15 protein-coding genes and 1 pseudogene are annotated in these 16,187 nt (G+C 66.3%); 9 read left to right on the forward strand and 7 right to left on the reverse strand.

Annotation, left to right across the window (positions count from 1 at the left end; genetic code table 11):
- Nucleotide 1 precedes the first annotated feature (1 nt).
- The 7 genes and pseudogenes from ACFCV3_RS31915 to ACFCV3_RS31945 all read right to left on the reverse strand — a co-directional run bounded on the left by ACFCV3_RS31915 (nucleotide 2) and on the right by ACFCV3_RS31945 (nucleotide 7,290).
- The gene (locus tag ACFCV3_RS31915) at nucleotides 2-640 is read right to left on the reverse strand and encodes a phosphotransferase family protein (protein WP_376036689.1); all 639 of its coding nucleotides are present in this window, start codon (nucleotides 638-640) and stop codon (nucleotides 2-4) included.
- Nucleotides 641-673: 33 nt separating this feature from the next.
- A complete protein-coding gene (istB, locus tag ACFCV3_RS31920) occupies nucleotides 674-1,447 on the reverse strand; it encodes an IS21-like element helper ATPase IstB (RefSeq protein ID WP_376036232.1) in 774 nt (257 codons plus the stop codon).
- 98 nt (nucleotides 1,448-1,545) lie between these two features.
- A pseudogene (gene istA, locus ACFCV3_RS31925) lies at nucleotides 1,546-3,060 on the reverse strand (IS21 family transposase); the annotation flags it as partial.
- 133 nt (nucleotides 3,061-3,193) lie between these two features.
- Complete coding sequence (locus ACFCV3_RS31930; RefSeq protein ID WP_376036234.1) at nucleotides 3,194-3,544, reverse strand: hypothetical protein; 351 nt, start codon at nucleotides 3,542-3,544, stop codon at nucleotides 3,194-3,196.
- Nucleotides 3,545-3,631: 87 nt separating this feature from the next.
- Nucleotides 3,632-4,489 carry an inositol monophosphatase family protein gene (locus ACFCV3_RS31935; protein ID WP_376036237.1) on the reverse strand — a complete coding sequence of 286 codons (858 nt, stop codon included), beginning with the start codon at nucleotides 4,487-4,489 and terminating at the stop codon, nucleotides 3,632-3,634.
- A gap of 383 nt (nucleotides 4,490-4,872) precedes the next feature.
- Nucleotides 4,873-5,772, reverse strand: a complete 900-nt coding sequence (locus tag ACFCV3_RS31940; RefSeq protein ID WP_376036240.1) for a phosphotransferase enzyme family protein — start codon at nucleotides 5,770-5,772, stop codon at nucleotides 4,873-4,875.
- A complete protein-coding gene (locus ACFCV3_RS31945) occupies nucleotides 5,773-7,290 on the reverse strand; it encodes a hypothetical protein (RefSeq protein ID WP_376036242.1) in 1,518 nt (505 codons plus the stop codon).
- 444 nt (nucleotides 7,291-7,734) lie between these two features.
- Between ACFCV3_RS31945 and ACFCV3_RS31950 the strand changes: the two genes are divergently transcribed.
- The 9 genes from ACFCV3_RS31950 (at nucleotide 7,735) to fxlM (ending at nucleotide 16,181) form a co-directional block, all read left to right on the forward strand.
- The gene (locus tag ACFCV3_RS31950; protein WP_376036245.1) at nucleotides 7,735-7,929 is read left to right on the forward strand and encodes a hypothetical protein; all 195 of its coding nucleotides are present in this window, start codon (nucleotides 7,735-7,737) and stop codon (nucleotides 7,927-7,929) included.
- 1 nt (nucleotide 7,930) lies between these two features.
- Nucleotides 7,931-8,239: a hypothetical protein gene (locus ACFCV3_RS31955; protein WP_376036247.1), complete on the forward strand. Its 309-nt coding sequence runs from the start codon at nucleotides 7,931-7,933 to the stop codon at nucleotides 8,237-8,239.
- 375 nt (nucleotides 8,240-8,614) lie between these two features.
- The gene (locus tag ACFCV3_RS31960; RefSeq protein ID WP_376036250.1) at nucleotides 8,615-9,880 is read left to right on the forward strand and encodes a UDP-N-acetylglucosamine 1-carboxyvinyltransferase; all 1,266 of its coding nucleotides are present in this window, start codon (nucleotides 8,615-8,617) and stop codon (nucleotides 9,878-9,880) included.
- Nucleotides 9,877-11,100 carry a metallophosphoesterase gene (locus ACFCV3_RS31965; protein WP_376036253.1) on the forward strand — a complete coding sequence of 408 codons (1,224 nt, stop codon included), beginning with the start codon at nucleotides 9,877-9,879 and terminating at the stop codon, nucleotides 11,098-11,100. Before ACFCV3_RS31960 ends, ACFCV3_RS31965 begins: the two co-directional genes overlap by 4 nt.
- Nucleotides 11,088-11,630 (forward strand): dCTP deaminase, encoded by a 543-nt coding sequence (gene dcd / locus ACFCV3_RS31970; protein ID WP_376036255.1) that lies wholly within the window; start codon nucleotides 11,088-11,090, stop codon nucleotides 11,628-11,630. Before ACFCV3_RS31965 ends, dcd begins: the two co-directional genes overlap by 13 nt.
- Nucleotides 11,627-12,163 carry a deoxycytidine triphosphate deaminase gene (locus ACFCV3_RS31975; protein WP_376036257.1) on the forward strand — a complete coding sequence of 179 codons (537 nt, stop codon included), beginning with the start codon at nucleotides 11,627-11,629 and terminating at the stop codon, nucleotides 12,161-12,163. Before dcd ends, ACFCV3_RS31975 begins: the two co-directional genes overlap by 4 nt.
- A gap of 8 nt (nucleotides 12,164-12,171) precedes the next feature.
- A complete protein-coding gene (locus tag ACFCV3_RS31980; protein WP_376036259.1) occupies nucleotides 12,172-13,287 on the forward strand; it encodes a glycosyltransferase family 4 protein in 1,116 nt (371 codons plus the stop codon).
- A gap of 358 nt (nucleotides 13,288-13,645) precedes the next feature.
- Nucleotides 13,646-14,683: a serine hydrolase domain-containing protein gene (locus ACFCV3_RS31985; RefSeq protein ID WP_376036261.1), complete on the forward strand. Its 1,038-nt coding sequence runs from the start codon at nucleotides 13,646-13,648 to the stop codon at nucleotides 14,681-14,683.
- A 250-nt stretch (nucleotides 14,684-14,933) separates the two neighbouring features.
- Nucleotides 14,934-16,181: a methyltransferase, FxLD system gene (gene fxlM, locus ACFCV3_RS31990; RefSeq protein WP_376036264.1), complete on the forward strand. Its 1,248-nt coding sequence runs from the start codon at nucleotides 14,934-14,936 to the stop codon at nucleotides 16,179-16,181.
- Nucleotides 16,182-16,187: the final 6 nt, after the last annotated feature.

The following is a 16,187-nucleotide window of genomic DNA, read 5'->3' on the forward strand; positions in this document are numbered from 1 at the left end:
GTTAGAGAGCAACCCAGGGGCTTGTGCGATCGCCCGCCCGGATCGCGCTGAGCCGTTGGCGAAGCGCTGCCGTATGTGGTGGGTTGCTCGATCGCCGGATTGGCCCGGGTAGCTGGGCGAGATCTCGCATCTGCAGCAGTACGTCATAGCCGGACCAGTCACGCAGATCGTGACCGTATTGATCAACGAAGGCCTGGATCCAGGTCTCGTCGCGGCCGTAGCGGGTGGCAGCGTGCCAGGTCGGGATGAGGTCGACCTCGCGGGGGCCGCGGCTGACGCTGTCCCAGTCACCCAGGATCGGCCTGGAGGGTTCGTCGACGGTGTCCCACAGGAGGTTGCCGGCCCAGGCATCGCCGTGGATGAGGCCGTCGCCGAGTGGCCAGCTCAGCTCGGCGATCTCGCTGCGTACGTCGTCGACGCGGCGGGTCACCCAGTCGAGTTCCTCGGGGCTCAGGGCTGATGCGGCCGCGTCGGACTTCAGCGCCCGGCCGAGTGTCTCCAGCGGGATCCAGTCGACGAGCTCGGCCGACGGCTCGCCGGCGGTGTGCAGGGCCTTGATCAGAGCGCCGAGATGTGCGGAGGTGAAGGGCTCGGCCCGGCTGGTGTGGACGATCAGATAATTCCCGGGGGCTGCGCTCAGTTAATTCCCAGGTGGTGGGTTCCTAGGGATGTTCTATCCGGTGGCCTCCTTGGGTGTCACGTCGGCGCGTCGGGGGCGCTTGTTGGGGCGGTAGCTGGGTCCGTTCATGAAGGCTTGGTGGCTGGTGTTGATGAGCCGGTCGAGTAGTGATTCGGCGACGACGGGGTTGGGGAAGAGCGGATACCAGTCGACGGGTGACCGGTTTGAGGTGAGCACGAATGAGCGTCCGGCGGCTGCGCGTTCGGTCACGAGTTCGTAGAGGTCGTCGGCTTGGGTGGCGGTGAGTTCGCGCATGCCGAAGTCGTCCAGGATGAGCACGGCGGGGCGGGCGAGTTCGCGCAGGCGTTTGTCCCAGGTGCGGTCGGCGTGGCCGCCGGCCAGGGTGGCCAGGAGCCGGCTGGTTTTGAGGAACTTCACGTCGGCGCCTTGGCGGATGGCGAGGTGGCCGAGGGCTTGGGCGATGTGGGTCTTGCCGACGCCGACCGGGCCGTAGAGGATGACCGATTCGCCGGCGGTGAGCCAGCGCAGCGCGGCCAGGTCGCGGATCTGGGCCGCGGGCAGCTTGGGTGAGGCGGCGAAGTCGAACTCTTCCAGGGTGACTTGGGCTTCGAAAGCGGCGCGTTTGACGCGGCGGGTGATCGCTTCGGACTCGCGCCGGGCGATCTCGTCGTGACACAGCACCTGCAGGAACTCGATGTGTCCGAGCTCGCCGGCGCGTGCTTGAGCGAGCCGGGCTTCGAGGGTGTGGAGCATTCCGGACAGTTTCAGTTGCCGCAGGGCCTGCTCGAGAGCGATGTCGATGATCACGCGCCAACTCCTTCGTCCGTGCCGGTGGTGGTCGTGGTGGAGGTGCCCACGACGGTCGTGTCGTTCGGGTTGGGCAGGGCCACGACGTTGCGGAACAGCCGTGAAGGACCATGCAGGAACGCCGCGGCGCCTCCGTCACCGGACGCTGTTGGGGGCGGGTCGGTTTCCAGTCCCGCGGCGAGGATGCCTTTCACGGTGCGCAGTGACGGATCGCCGACCGTCATGGCCTTCGCGCAGGCTTGCTCGAGGCGGAGCGGGCCATGGCGATCGGCCAGGCCGATGACTCCCTGGGCGGCGCGGAGCCGAAACAGTGCGGGGACTTCGAGGAGGTCGTTGACAACCGCGACGCAGTGCTCACCGATCTCGGCCGCGCGGGCGCGGCACCAGTCCGGGGTCCGCTGCTGGAACGCGATCTTCTCCGGCGGATAGTGGCCCGGCTCGGTCTGTTTGCCGACCGTCAGCCGGGCGTGGGTCGCGATCAGCTGGCCGTCGTCGAAGATCTGCACCATCGTTTCGGTCGAGCGGATGTCGACGCGGCGGCCGAGGTGGCGCCACGGGACTGAGTAGAGCGTCTTGCCGGCCTTGACGTGAATGTCGGGTCCGACCAGCCCGGTCGACCACGTCGCCAACGTGAAGGCCCGCTTGGGCAGCGGCTGCAACGTGTCGGCCTCGACCGCGGCGAACACCGCGGCCGGTGAGGCGCCTTGCAGCGGCCGCGACGAGCGTTTCCCGGCGACATCTCGGCACCAGCTGATCGCGGCAGCCTGCATCTGCTCAAGCGAGGTGAACTCGCGGCCGCGCCAAAACGAGTCCCGGATATAAGGCATCGGACGCTCGACCCGCGGCTTGTCCTTCGGCTTCCCGCGCCGGGCAGGGTCCACCAGACAGCCGTAATGAGTGGCGAGCTCGGCATAGGACCGGTTGATCTTCGGGTCATACAGATCGGTCCGGTCGACGCCGGTGCGCAGGTTGTCCGGCACCAGCCGCCGCGGCGATCCCTCGAAGAACGCGAACGCTTCGACATGGGCCTGTGTCCAGGCCTGCTGATCCATCCGCAGCACCGGCTTGACGAACATGTGCCGCGAACACGCCAGCACCATCACGAACGCCCACACCCGATACTTACGTCCACCAGCCGGATCGGTCCACGACCCCAGATGCCCGTAGTCGATCTGAGCTTCCTCGCCCGGCGGTGGATCATCACGCAGCACCGTCACCCGATCCCGCTGCACCTGTTCGGGCAGATTGGCCGCGACATACCGGCGAAACGACGCCACGGATGCAGCCAGGCCGTGCTCGTCGCGCAACCGCTGCCAGATCGTGTGCTGGGTGACACCCGCGCCCAGCATCTCCACGATGAAGTCGCGATGCTGCCCGATCTCCGGCCAGCTGACCCTGCGCAACCTCGTATCGACCAGCTGCGGGAACCACGCCCGCACCAGCTCGCCCCACTCACTCGCCGGCCTGGGCGGACCGCCCGGCACCATCCCGGCCTCCACCGCCGGGGCGACATACTTCTTCACCGTCTTGCGGTCCACACCCAGACTGGTCGCGATCTCGCTCAGCGACCGGCCCGCATGCCAGTGAACCAGAATCTCCGTCACATCAACCACGTCGAAACTTCTCCTCGCCAACTTCGGGCTCCCGTCCACTCGCGAACGGAAGCAGCCTGTGATCTGCGAGGAACCCACCACCCACGACACGCTCGTCGTCCCCATGGGAATTAACTGAGCGCGCCCCCGGGAATTAACTGAGCGTCAGACCAACTTTGATGAGAATTTTCTGATCGCCGACACTGGGATCGGGCTGTGGGTAATAGGTCCAGAAGGTGACGGACGTGGTGTCGTCGACCTCGACCAGATCGGCGCCCGGCAGGGGCGTGGTGGCGGCGAAGCCTTCGCCGTCGAGCCAGGCAGTCACGGTCTGCGTGAGTCGTAGCCGTGCGGGATCGTTGCCGGTCGCGATGCGAGCGATCGCCGGTACGGCAGGCAGTAGGTACACCGCATTGCTGTAGTAGTGGATCATTTCGGCGCCGGTAGCGTCCACGCCTTCGTGGCAACATGCGGTCGCGAGGGCATCGGCTAGGGCAGCAGGCACGGAGCACCATCCTAGATCCAGCGCCTGCACCGGCCGACTGGTGCTTGGGCCCGGCTCGATAACGCTAGAACGCCTTTGTTGTAACAACTAGCGCTTGGTCCCTTCCACGACGATCTGCGCGGCCGCCGCATCTGATGCGACAAGCGTGCTGTCGAAGATGGGCTCGGCAGCATCCAACGCGATGTCAATCGCGGTGCGCTCCCGGCCGGTACCGTCGCCCACATAGAGACCAGCCGCGTATGCCATGCAGATGCCTGCGGCACCATCCCAGACCTTCTGCCGTTCACGGTAGAACAGACCGAATGATTCGAGTGCTGGGTCGGTGACTGGTGCGATGTCGATGCACGTCCTCACCATGTCCAGAGTCTGCGATGTCGCACGAACCTTGAGCTGGTACCCGTGAGCCGACAGTTTGCTCTCATACGGCCGCGCGTTCGTGCCGGAACTCCTCGTAACGGAAGCCAGCTGACGCTGGCCGGAAAGGGACGGACCAGATGCTCGCCTCCCATTGACCAGAATCGGTTCATTCCTGCCACTCAGGCTGATGCAAACAGGGCTACGATCGGGTCCGATTTCAGGTGCCAGAACGAACGCGGCCACTGGCATCTTGTTCTCAACGAGACAGACGACACTGCAAAATTCTCGGCCGTTCTGATCAACAAATTGAGCTGTTCCGTCGATGGGATCGATGATCCAGAGCCGATCACTCGGTCCACTCCCGTGAAGTACTTCCGCGCCGTGTACGCCCTCCTCCCCGATGATCAACCCGTCGGGGTCAACCGCTCGCACGCCCTTGATGATCTGCTCCTGCACGGCCCCGTCTGCCTCTGAAAGCAAGGTGCTATCGGGCTTCTGCTCGACCCAAAAAGATCGCTTGGAGCGAAACTCTGCGAGCATGGGCGTCAGGACGCCCTCCAGCTCTTGCCACAACGATGGGATGTCCACAAACGAAGCCTATGGACATCCCATAGCTTGCGTACGCCGCGTACGGCCATGTCCGCGACAACGCTCCTTACCTCGTCGGCTCGGCCGACGCGTATCGGCGGTTCGGTGACGTCGACGCGGCCTGTGCTGCCGCCGGCCAGGCGCTGGACCATATCAACGCTGCCGACTCGACACGCCCACCGCAGCACTTGCCGACTTCACTCAACCCTTGGGCCATACCGCTCGGCGCGCGCTGCAACCGAACTCGTGGCGGGCACGGGCTAACCAACTGCTCCCGCTTCACGACCCGCCCCTGCCACGCGAAGGCGGGTTGACGTGTCGGTTACGGCGGTTCCTGAGCAGCAACCCGTCTTCGCAGAGCAGGTGGGGCCTACCGGTGACGGTTAGAGCCGGTTCCAGATGAGGTTGTCTTCGCCGCGTTGCAATTGGGCGATGCGGGTATGTACTTCGGCGGCTGGAGGGCTGCCGGGTGCAGATTTGCGGGCATTCGTGGTGATCATGCGCAGTTCGCGCAGATCGCGCATGGCCTTGTATCCGGACCAGTCACGGATGTCGATGCCGTAGGCATCGACGAATTGCGTGTACTCGTCGGGGTCGGGAAAGAATCTTCGGCAGTGGATCTCGATAGTGACCAGGTCCCATTCCCGGGGGCCGATGCAGGCGCCGTCCCAGTCGATGAGCGCGGTGCCTTGTTTCATCTGGAGTGCGTTGTGGTGCTGGGGGTCTTCGTGGATCAGACCTGGCGGCAGTTCGTAGTGGACGGAGGCAGCGGCGGCTGCTGTTTCGTCGCTGTACGTGGTGAGGAACTGCTGCTCTGAGGCGCTGAGGATGCGGCTGGACGCGATTGAGTTCCGGATGCCGTCAATGAGGTCGAGATACGGCAGATCGAGTGGTGGGGCGAGAGTGTGCAGGACCTTCAATGGACGACCGAGGTCTGCGGCGGTCACCCGGGGTTGGTCCTTCTGGTCGATGTAGGGCCAGAAAGTCGCCAGGCATCCCGCACTTTCCAACGGCTGCAGGTGAGGCGATGGTGGGACGGCGAGAATGTCTTGGCCCACAATCCAGCGGACGAGGGCCAGTGTCCGGTTCAGATCGTCGGGCTGTTCGCCGGGGCGAGCGATTTTGACGACGATCTCGCTGCGGGGGAGCAGGTAGACCGCGTTGGTTTGGTGACGGAGAAGGACCGCGCCGGCCGCGTCGATGCCGGCTTGGTGGCAGACGTCAGCGAGGACTCGCTGTGTGGTCTCGGGGGTAAAGGTGGTCTCGGTGATCAGCGAGGTCATTTAGGGGGCCGTGGTGAGCGCGAGCATTTCACGCAGATCGGCGGCTGCTGGCAGGGCCCGCGCGGTGCGGGGGAGAGCTGAGAGCACGTCGGTTCCTCGGGTGAGAACGATCTGGGTCCGGTGCCCGGCGGGCACCGCCTCCAGTGTCTCCTGTGTCAGTTCGCACGCGGCGACCGCGTCGCTGTTCGCCAGTCCGGCCGCCCGGTCGAGCTGTATGAGGGTGGGGTCGAGCGTGAATCCGGCACCTTGCTGCGAATAGAGCTGCAGTGCGCGGTCTTGGATTGGTTCGGCCCGTTCCGGCTCGCCGAGGTAGGTGAGGGCTCCCGACAGGTAGAGCAGCAGGCGTCGTTCCGGGAAGGTGAAGGCATCGGTGCTGTCGGGGTCGGGTATCTGGTTGAAGATCTCTTGGGCTCGGCCCATGGCTTGTTCGGCCTGGGCGTGGCTGCCGAGCCGTGCCCAGGCGCGGCCTTCGGCGGCGGCTGCGAGGCAGGCCGCGGCGCAGGCAAGATCGCCCGCGATCTTCTGGGCTTCCTGGGCCAGGCGGATCGTGCGCGGAAGATCACCGTAGTAGTACGGGAGCATTGCTTCTTGGGCCCGGATCTGTGCTCGCAGAGCGTTGTCGTGGGTGTCGTCGCCGGCGAGGCGGGCGGTGCGGTACCAGCGGTGGCTGTCGTTGGTCTCGCCGAGCTTCATGAGGCTGTCGGCGGTCAGCGTGGCCAGTTGTGCGGCGGCACCTGCAAGGCGCAGCCGGATGTGAGCGGTCTGGTTCTGCCTGGTGAGGTCGACGACCCCCAGAAACTCGGTCAGCAGCGCGGCAAGCATCTTGTTCGGGGCATGGTGAATGTGGTCGCGGCGCAACTGTTCGACGGCGTCTTCGATGAGCTCCATCCGGGAGCCGTTGACCGTGCCGGCTGCCAGAAGGTCGTCGGTGCTACGCCGTACCCGGTCGATCGACTCCAACAGATGCGGCGGTAGCGGACCGAGGTCGTGGCAGGGCAGCTGGCGCAGGAGGTGTCGAATGTCGTGCTCGAGCGGCCCAGGTACATCGGTGTCAGCGCCCGAGGAGGCGAGCTCGTGCCTGGTCGGCGCCGAGGCCGCAACCGGCAGGGCGGTTTGCGCGCGCATCGCGGTCAGAACGATCCGGTCCCGCGCCGGTAGCTGGTCCAGTTCGGTCGCTGTCAGCAGTCGGTGCGGCTCGACGTCGTAGACCTGAGCCAGAAGCACGAGGTTGTAGATCGTCGGCGGTTTGACTCCCGGCCCCGGCATAGGCCACCGCTCAAGCTTGGAGATCGCGGTGTAGTCAGCGGCTGGCAGCGACTCGTCGGCCGCGCTGTATTGCGCCGCGACTTCACCCTGAGACAGGCCACAGGCGTGCCGGTACGACGCAAGGGTCCCGAATCCCCACCGGCTACGAAACTCAGCCGCGATCTCATCGACCGTCATGCCCTGGTTCATGAGCTGGTGGCGCAGAGCCGTCCTCGCGGCTTTGTCGCTGCCTCGCCCCTGCGTTGTGCTCATCCCCGCCTACTCTCCGTCAATCTGACCAGATTGGGGTGCGCCAGCGGCAAAAGCAAGGTGACTCTCACCAGGTTTCTAGGTGCAGGCGGCACATCTTCTGTCGCACGCCGCCGGATTCACGCCTGAACGGGGCCCGTTGCCGTACCCAACAAATAGGTTTCCTGACCCCAGGTAATTGCCTACAGAGCTCTGTTTACTCGTAGTTACTGCAAGAACACGAGTTGCGTGATCAGTTTCGACGCCGGTTGCTCTCACGACCGGCCACGGATCGCGCTGAACGGTCACCGCGCAGCCATCGGGCGCGCTGGCCGCACTGGACGGCAGGGGAGAAGAAATGCACTTGTACGAAGCCGTATGCAGCGTGATGTACGTGCTCGGCATTGTGGGTATGCGCGGCTTCTTGCGCGACGTAGCTGAGGACGTGAAGGACCTGTGATCCCGGCAATGGTCGACGGAGGCCGGCAGGAGCGGCGCAGGGTCAGGGTCTGGTTCGGGGAGCACGTCATCGCCCAGTACATCGCCGAGCCGGCGCTGGCCGCCCGGTACGAGCAGGCTATGCGTCGGCGCTTCGCTGGGCTGAAGGTCACCAACGATCGCCTTGGTGCCACTGCGGATCCCTCGGCAGCAGGAGGCAGCTGAAGTGACCGATCGCACCCGCCCGTTGCTGATCGGCTACTACGCGGAGACCTTCCTTATGTCGGCCGCCGAGAAGGAAAGGATCCGCCAGCGGTTCCTCGGGTTCGCAGAACGCGAGGGTTATGTCCTAGGCCCGATCGTTTGCCAGGAACTCGACCAGAAGTCGAAGTTCGAGCACCTGGTCGACCTGGTCAAAATTCGTGCGGCCGCGGCGGTCGTCGTCTCGAACCGCGCCGACCTCATCGAATCACAAGGTCGCCGGCTGGACACCGAGGCGAGAGCCCAGGTCTTGGTAGCACCGCCGCCACCGTGATCCGACGGGACCGAGTCGCCTGTCACTCCCTTACCGCGCGGCTTCCTCAATCTGCGCAGGGAGACCCCTCGGTCCCGTCACCTACCGGAGTCCCCAGTCCTGCCCCTCGATCCCCTGGCACTTGGGGCTGGGGACTCCCCACAAGCCGGCTGGTGCACCCGTTGCCGCTCGAGCGCGGGCACCAGCCGCTCCAACCCTGGGGCGGCGGGCCCCAGCGTGGCCCAGCCGTCCCCCTGCGTGGAGTCAGGGCCCCAGGGGGACGGCGTTCGGGCCAACAACCGGACGGGGCTAGCCCCTGCATGGCAATGAACTTCGACACCCAGGCCCCGTGGAGGCTTTGTGACACTCGACTTGCAGACTCAACCTTGCACGACCGTGACCGTGCGATCCGGCCGGCCGCTGGCGGGCACCGTGCGCGTGGACGGTTCCAAGAACGCCGCGCTGCCACTGCTGGCCGCTGCCGCGGCCGTAGGACGTCCGGTCCAGTTGGTCAATGTGCCGCGCAGCACGGACGTGCAGCTGATGGTTACGTTGCTGAAGGCAAGCGGTTTCGAGGTGACACGGCGGCAAGGTGGCCTCGAGGTCGCGCCGAACCTCGGCGCGGTGCTGCTGCCGGAGCTGCCGGAGGCGGCGCGGATCCGCGCGTCGTACTACCTGGCCCCGGTGTTGCTGGCCTGGTACGGCACGGCGCGTCTTCCGTGGCCGGGTGGGTGCCGTATCGGTGACCGCGGTATGGAGCTGCACTTCGCCGTGTACGAGGCGTTCGGAGACACCGTGCAAACCGATGCCAAGGGCTATCGGGTCCGGGTGGCCACCGCTGCGGAGTCGGTGACTGTGCAGTTGCCGTTCCGCTCCCGGGGCGCGAGTGTCTGCGCTGTCCTGCGGGCGGTGGCAGGGCGGCAGCGGCTGCGTCTGGAGAATCCGAATCTGTCACCGGAGTTCACCGGCATGCTGGCCGCGCTGCGCACCGCCGACTACGACATCACCGTCGACCAGAATGCCGTAACCGTGGAACCGCCGCTCTCCTCGACGGACTCGGAACTGGCGTGGACGGTCCCGGGCGACAAGATCGAGGCTGGAACGATCGCCGCCGCGATCGCCGCGACGGGCGGCACCGGCCGGATCGAAGGCGTCGCCGGCGCCGGCTTGACCCGCTTCGCGGAGGCACTGAGCTGTCTTGGCGTACCGGCGACGATCGAACCGGATGGGCTGCTGATCTCCGGACCGGCGGGACCAGCCCAGGGCTCACTCGAGGCGGTGGCCTCACTGGATCCGGATGGTCTGGACGCCGACTTCGAACCCGCCTTGATGGCACTGGCTCTCGGTTTCGCCGGGTCGCATGTGTTTGCTGACGACATCAATCCGGGCCGGCACGGCAACCTGCTGCCGCAGCTGGCCCAGCTGGGGGCAGCCATCGAGGAGCTGTCACCGACGCGGTGCCGAGTCTCCGGGCCCCAGCAGCTGAGCAGCGCGGTGGTCGAGGCTACCGACATCCGTACTGGGTCGGCGTTGATCGTGGCGGGGCTGACCGCTGCCGGTACGACGACCATCAAGGGGCTGGATCAGCTGCGCCGTGGGCACCCGAATCTGCCCGGAAAGCTCCGCTGGCTCGGCGCCGAGATCACCGGGGACGAGCAATGAAGCCCCGGGTTCTGGACCAGATCGTCGCAACCACCGACTTCCATTCCAGCTTGGATTACGCGCAGTCCTTAGTGGGTCATCTGCACACCCATCGGCCGCGCTCACTCGTGGTCGACTGCGGCGACTTCTTCGAAGGCACCGGGTACTACCTGCTCGGCCGCGGCGACGTCGAGCGCCAGCTCCTGCTGTCGGCCTACGACGTGATCGCACCTGGCAACCACGGCTGGAGCCACCATTTCGAGCCGAAGCTGCACCAGCTGACGGTGTGCGCGAACGCGATGGACACCGACGGGAGATGGCTGTTCCGCCAGGTCCACAAGGCCCGGATCGGGAACCGCAATGTGGGCGTCACCGCGGTCATCAGCCCGCAGGCGTTCAGCGCGATCCCGATGGCCGAAAGAGCCACGCACCGGGTTCTCGATCCGGCCGCGGCACTGTGGGAGCTGCGAGGCCGCAACCTCGACGTCGAGGACTGGATCGTGCTGTCGCACAGCGGCTTCACTGAAGACCAGTTGCTGGCCGCCAAGTGCCCATTCGTCTCGGTCGTGTTCGCCGGCCATTGCCACAGCCCGAAGTACGGCCCACTGCGGGTCGGGGACACCTTGGTCGTCAAAGGCCCGGAGCTCGGACGCGGCTGCGCCATCGCCGAACCCACCCCGGAAGGCTGGACCGCCCGCACCCTGCTGGCCAACTCTCCGGCACCGGTCCCGCGGCAGTTCGCGCCGATCGCCGACCAGATCACCGGTCTGCACGGCCGGTTGACTGCCCCCATGGGCACCATCCTCGAGCCCTGGCGCGACCGGGCGGTCGAGCCACGCGAACTCCTGACCGCGGTGGTCGCCTGGCTGCATGCCCGTCGCAATGATCTGCCGGTGATCCTGAACGAGCCTGCGCTGCGCACGGTCGAGTTCGGCGAGACCCTGACGCTGGCCGATCTGCTGGCCGCGGAGCCGTTCGCGAACGAACTCGTCTACGCCCCGCTGCCGTACCGCAACGGCGGCGTCCAGACGGTCTTGCAACAACTCACTGACCGCGCCGGCCCTCTCCTGACCGCGCCCGCCGCGCTGGCGGCACCTGTCCATACCGCTCTGATGACCGGCTACCTGGCCGAGACGTTCCAGCTCCACTGCAACGCGCCTGCCGGACTGACGCTGGGCGGGGCGGTGTGCCACGTCTTGACCGGGGCTGGCCCAGCCATCCCGAAAGGATGCACGCTGTGATCCTCACCGGCCCTGAGATCACCGCCGCGGTCGCCGACCACCGGCTGCGGATCACGCCATTCGACCTCGACCAGGTGAATCCGAACAGCTACAACGTGCGCCTCGGCCCCACGCTGATGACCTACACCAGCCCGGTCCTGGACGCGTGCGATCGCAACGCGACGACCTCGATCGAGATCGACGAGTCCGGGTTCGTCCTGCAGCCCGGCGAGCTGTACCTGGGACACACTCTCGAACAGGTCGGATCGGACCAGTTCGTCCCGCTGCTGTTCGGCCGCTCCTCGGTCGGACGGCTCGGGTTGTTCGTCGAGATCACCGCGCCGATCGGCGACCTGGGATTCCACGGCCAGTGGACCTTGATGCTGAGCCCAATCCGGCCACTGCGCGTCTACCCCGGGATGAAGATCGCCCAGATCATGTTCTTCGTCGCCGCCGGCGCGGTCGACCTCTACAGCGGCAAGTACCAAACCGCCACAGGGCCGCAGGCCTCGCGGTCATGGTGGGAAAACCGCCCGGTGGTGGTCTCATGATCCTCACCGGTCAGGCCATCGCCGAAGCTGCCGCCGCAGGCGAAATCTTCATCGATCCGTTCGACCCGGCCAGGTTATCGCCGAACGCATACGACTGGCGCCTCGGCGACACCTTGTGGATCTGCAGCGGCGATCTCGACGCGGCCGCACCGACCGCCGTCGACGAGGAGATCGCCATCCCCGGCGACGGCTACGTCCTGGAGCCTGGCGTCCTCTACCTCGGCCACACTCTCGAGAAGACGAGTTCCGAGCACTACGCCCAGTTCCTCAACGGCGACCGCACGATTGGTGCCCTCGGCATCTGGGTGCACGTCTCAGCGCCACTGGGCCATCTCGGCCACGGCATCCAGTGGACGCTGGAGATTCGGGTCGCCAAACCCGTCAAGGTCTATGCAGGCATGACGTTCGGAAAGCTCGTCTTTCTGCGGACCTTCGGGCCGGTCGCCAGCTACCAGCGCCACGGGCTGAAGTATGCCGCCACCAGCGGCATCGACATCTCCCGCCTCTACGAAGAGATCGGTACCAGCCGATGACATCTGCCATGACCGATCCGGCACCGTACGTCGCGACCTGCCTCGATCTGCCCGCCGGTAGCCCAGGTGGCAGCGTCGAGCTGTTCCTCGATCTCTACACCGGCCCCTCACCGCTGATCCGCGCCGAGGCCTTCATGCTCGACCCCGGCACAGACAGCCCGCGGGTACCCGGCCTGGGGCTGCTGACCGTGGCAGGCAAGTGCCTCGAAGGGCCTGAGTTTCGGCAGTACGTCGACCGGCTGCGACAGGGTCTGGCCGAGCGGATCGACCCGGGCAAGATCGACATCCTCCACCTGCAGCACCTGGCCTTCGGCGCCACGCCGGCACTCCGCGCGGTGCTGCCTGACCATCCCCAGATCGCCTTGGTGCACGGCACCGATCTGTTGTTCGCCCAGACCCATCCCGACCAGCTGCAGGTGCTCCGCGACACGGCGCAGCACGCGAGCGCGATCGTCGTACCGACCGCGGCGATGGCTGACCGGCTCGTGGGCCTGGCGCCCGGCACCGACTCGGCGAAGATCCACCAGATTCCCTGGGGCATCCCTGACCACCTCCACACCCAGACCCCACCGCCCACGCAGCGACCCGTCGACGAACTGCGGCTCCTGTACGCCGGGCGGCTCACGAGCGAGAAAGGCGGGGACAACCTCATTCGCGTCCTGGCAGGGGCCCGTGGCATTCACCTCAGCATCGCCGCACCAGAAGGTGAGTTCGACGCGCTCGCGCCGGCACTGGACAGAGCCGGGGTCCCGTTCGGCTATCTCGGCTGGCTCGACCGCCGCCGGCTGTGGGAGATCTTCGCCGACTACGACGTACTGCTGATGCCGTCGACCACCTTGGAGGCGATGGGTCTGGTCGCGCTCGAGGCACAGGCGTGCGGGCTGCCAGTCATCTACCAGCCCGTCGCTGGGCTGATCGATGCGCTCGGTGATTCCGCGCTCGCCACGGACTTCACCGACGCGGCCGCGGTGACCAAAGCGATCGACCGCTTCAAGGCGTCGGCGGCGTTGCGCGCCGAGCTACGCGAGCGCGGCCGGGCGAATGCCGCCAAGTATCCGTTGTCTCGCACAGCTGCAGCACTCGCTGAGCTCGGTCGCCAGCTCACCAGTTCCGGCGGCACATGACCAGGCCAGATCAGGGATCAGAGGGCAAGGTGAACCGGAAGCAAATGACCGGTGCGGAGCGCGCCATTGCAGCTGCCGAAGACCCCGACGGCTACTGGGCCATGTGCCAGGCCGAGAGCCGGGCCGCGGCCTTGGCAGAGGTACGTGCAATGGACCGCAGGTGGGCGCGACAGCAGCGAGCTGTTGTTCTCCGTTTGCTGGGTCTTCGCGCGTTGTGGCGGCTTGTTCAACGGATCACGCGCGCCTCCGGGCCCAGCTAGGAACAGGGTCTTCTCGGCCGGTGAGGCCATAGCAAGTGAAGCTGTGTCAATCATTAGGGTGATTGCGTGCGACCACCCACTGCGGATAGGACACCTGCATGTTCAGCACTGACCGCGTCGAGGAGCTTCTCGAGGCCGGCTACCGCGACCAGGCCTACCCGGGTGCGGTCTGGAGCGTAGGTGACCTGGACGGCGTCCAGGGCGCAGGAGTGGTCGGCGTACTGGATCCCGCGCAACCGGACGACCCGATGCTGCCTGACACGGTCTTCGACGTAGCCAGCCTGACGAAAGTTCTCGCGGTGTGGGCGTCTATCGGTGCGCAGGTCACGGCAGGAGAGCTGCGGCTCGACCAGCGGCTTGACGGGTTCTGGCCCGAGGTCGCAGGGCACCCGCTGGGGCAGGTGACCGCCCACCAGCTCCTGACCCACACAGCCGGGCTTCCGCTGCGGGCAAACCTGAAAAACCTGTACGGCACCGATCCTGCGGGAATCAGGGCCGGCGTCTTGGCCGAGGCACTGCAGAGGCCGCCGGCCGAAGCGGTCGAGTACACCGACCGCGCCGCGTTGATCCTCGGTTACCTCGCCGAATACCTGTCGGGGCAACCACTCGATCGTCTCGTAACGGACCGGGTCTGGGGTCCGCTCGGTATGAACTCCACACGGTTCGGGCCACTTCCGCCCGACATCGCGGCACGTTGTGCACCGACCGAGTTCGACGCAGATGCCGACGTCCGGATCAAGGGAACGCCCCACGACTACTCCGCACGGTTGCTCAGCGTCTGCGGCATCGCAGGTACTTTCTCGACCGCCGCGGACCTGGGACGATTCCTGCAATACATGTTGCAGGCAACCAGTACCCCGATCGGCGGCTTCGGCGCCGGGTGGGTGACCGCGTCCCTGTCGATCCAGACCCGCGACCTCACTCCGCCGCGTGGTCTCTTCTGGCAGCCGGCACCCGGCAGCGCCCCGGAACACGATTTGTGGGTGCACTACGGCTTCACCGGTACAGCAATGTGGATCTCGCCCTCGCTCGGCCGGTGGGCAACACTGCTGACCAACAAGCTGTACTACACCCGCGACCGCGAGCCCCTCATGAGGATTCGCGACCAATTCCGAGAGATCGTCTTCGTACGATGAGCACGCTGTGGTCCGGTCACCTCAGGGTGCTGCATTTCGCAGATCACCTCGTGCAAAGAAATCGCTTCATCACCGGCGACCGAAATTCGCCTGTCCCCTTCCCTGACCATGGCCCGGATCAGATAGAGCGTCCGTGCTGTCGTGGCGGATCAGCTGGGCCGTTCAGGTCCAAGGTCGCATCTTCGTAGCACCCGCGCGCTGAGGCGCGTCTCGCTGGAATGTTGAGCGACCCCGGCCATAACCTCGGCGGGTGGACGACACACGTGACGAGGAATTGGCACTGCGGGCTGGGATGCTTGACCGTCTAGCGACGATGCGGGGTCGACCATTGGTCGACTCCGTTGCGGATGCGATGTTGGCGGTACCGCGGCATGTGTTTGTGCCGAACGCGCCTCTGTCGGATGCGTACGGGCTGGGCGCCGTCGTTACGCACCGGGACCGGCAGGGTGTGGCGACGAGTTCGGCGTCCGCGCCGGGCACCGTTGCGGGCATGCTGGAGCAGGCCGAGGTGTGTCAGGGGCAACGGGTTCTCGAGATCGGTGCGGGGACGGGGTACAACGCTGCCCTCCTGGCACATCTGGTGGGGCAGTCCGGGTCGGTCACGACGATCGAGTACGACGCTGAGGTCGCGGATGCCGCGCGGTCGCACCTGGACGCGTACGGAGCAAACAACGTACGAGTCTTGACTGGCGACGGGACGCTGGGTGCCGCCGAGGACGCTCCGTTCGATCGGATCTTGGTGACGGCCGGAGCCTGGGATGTAGCCGGGCCATGGGTCGAGCAGCTCGCGCCCGATGGACGGTTGGTGCTGCCGTTGCGTCTGCGTGGCCTGACGCGGGTGGTGGCGTTTGAGCGGGCTGTGGTGGGGCTGCGGAGTGTGTCGGTCGTTGAGGATGGGTTCATCCCGATGAAGGGCATCGGCGCGATCCCGGAGAAGAATGTCCCACTGGGCCCCGGGCCGGATCTGACGCTGCGGATTGATGATGGGCAGCCTGTGAATCCGTCGTTGCTGCAGGCGCTGGATGGTGAGCTGGCGCTGGTCTGGTCGGATGTCGTGGAGCCGTGGGCGTGGACGCCGGAGCAGGATTTCTGGCTGGCGACGTTGCCGGGATTCTGCAGGGTATTCGTCAATGCAGAGGCTGTGAAGGCGGAACGGATTCCTCGGGCCAAGGATCCGTGGGGTGCGTGGGGTGTCTACTCGGGTGCTTCGCTGGCGTACTTGTGTTCACGGCAGGTCGGCGGGACTGATCAGATGCCGATGCTGCAGGTTGGTGCGTGCGGTTTTGGGCCTGACGGTGCCGACTTGGCGCAGCTTCTCGTGGGCAGGGTGCGGGCGTGGCAGGAGCAGACCGCAGGTGGGGTAGAGGTGATGGTCGAGGCCCGGCCGCTGTCCTCGATGCCGCTTCCGGCCGAGGACGCCGCCCTGTTGGTCGTAGACAAGTTGGCCCATGTATTTGTCGTGACTGCGAGCCCGGCCCCGGTATCCGTCGAGGTGTAGCACGCA

It is taken from the genome of Kribbella sp. NPDC056345, assembly GCF_042262745.1.
Taxonomy (GTDB): domain Bacteria; phylum Actinomycetota; class Actinomycetes; order Propionibacteriales; family Kribbellaceae; genus Kribbella.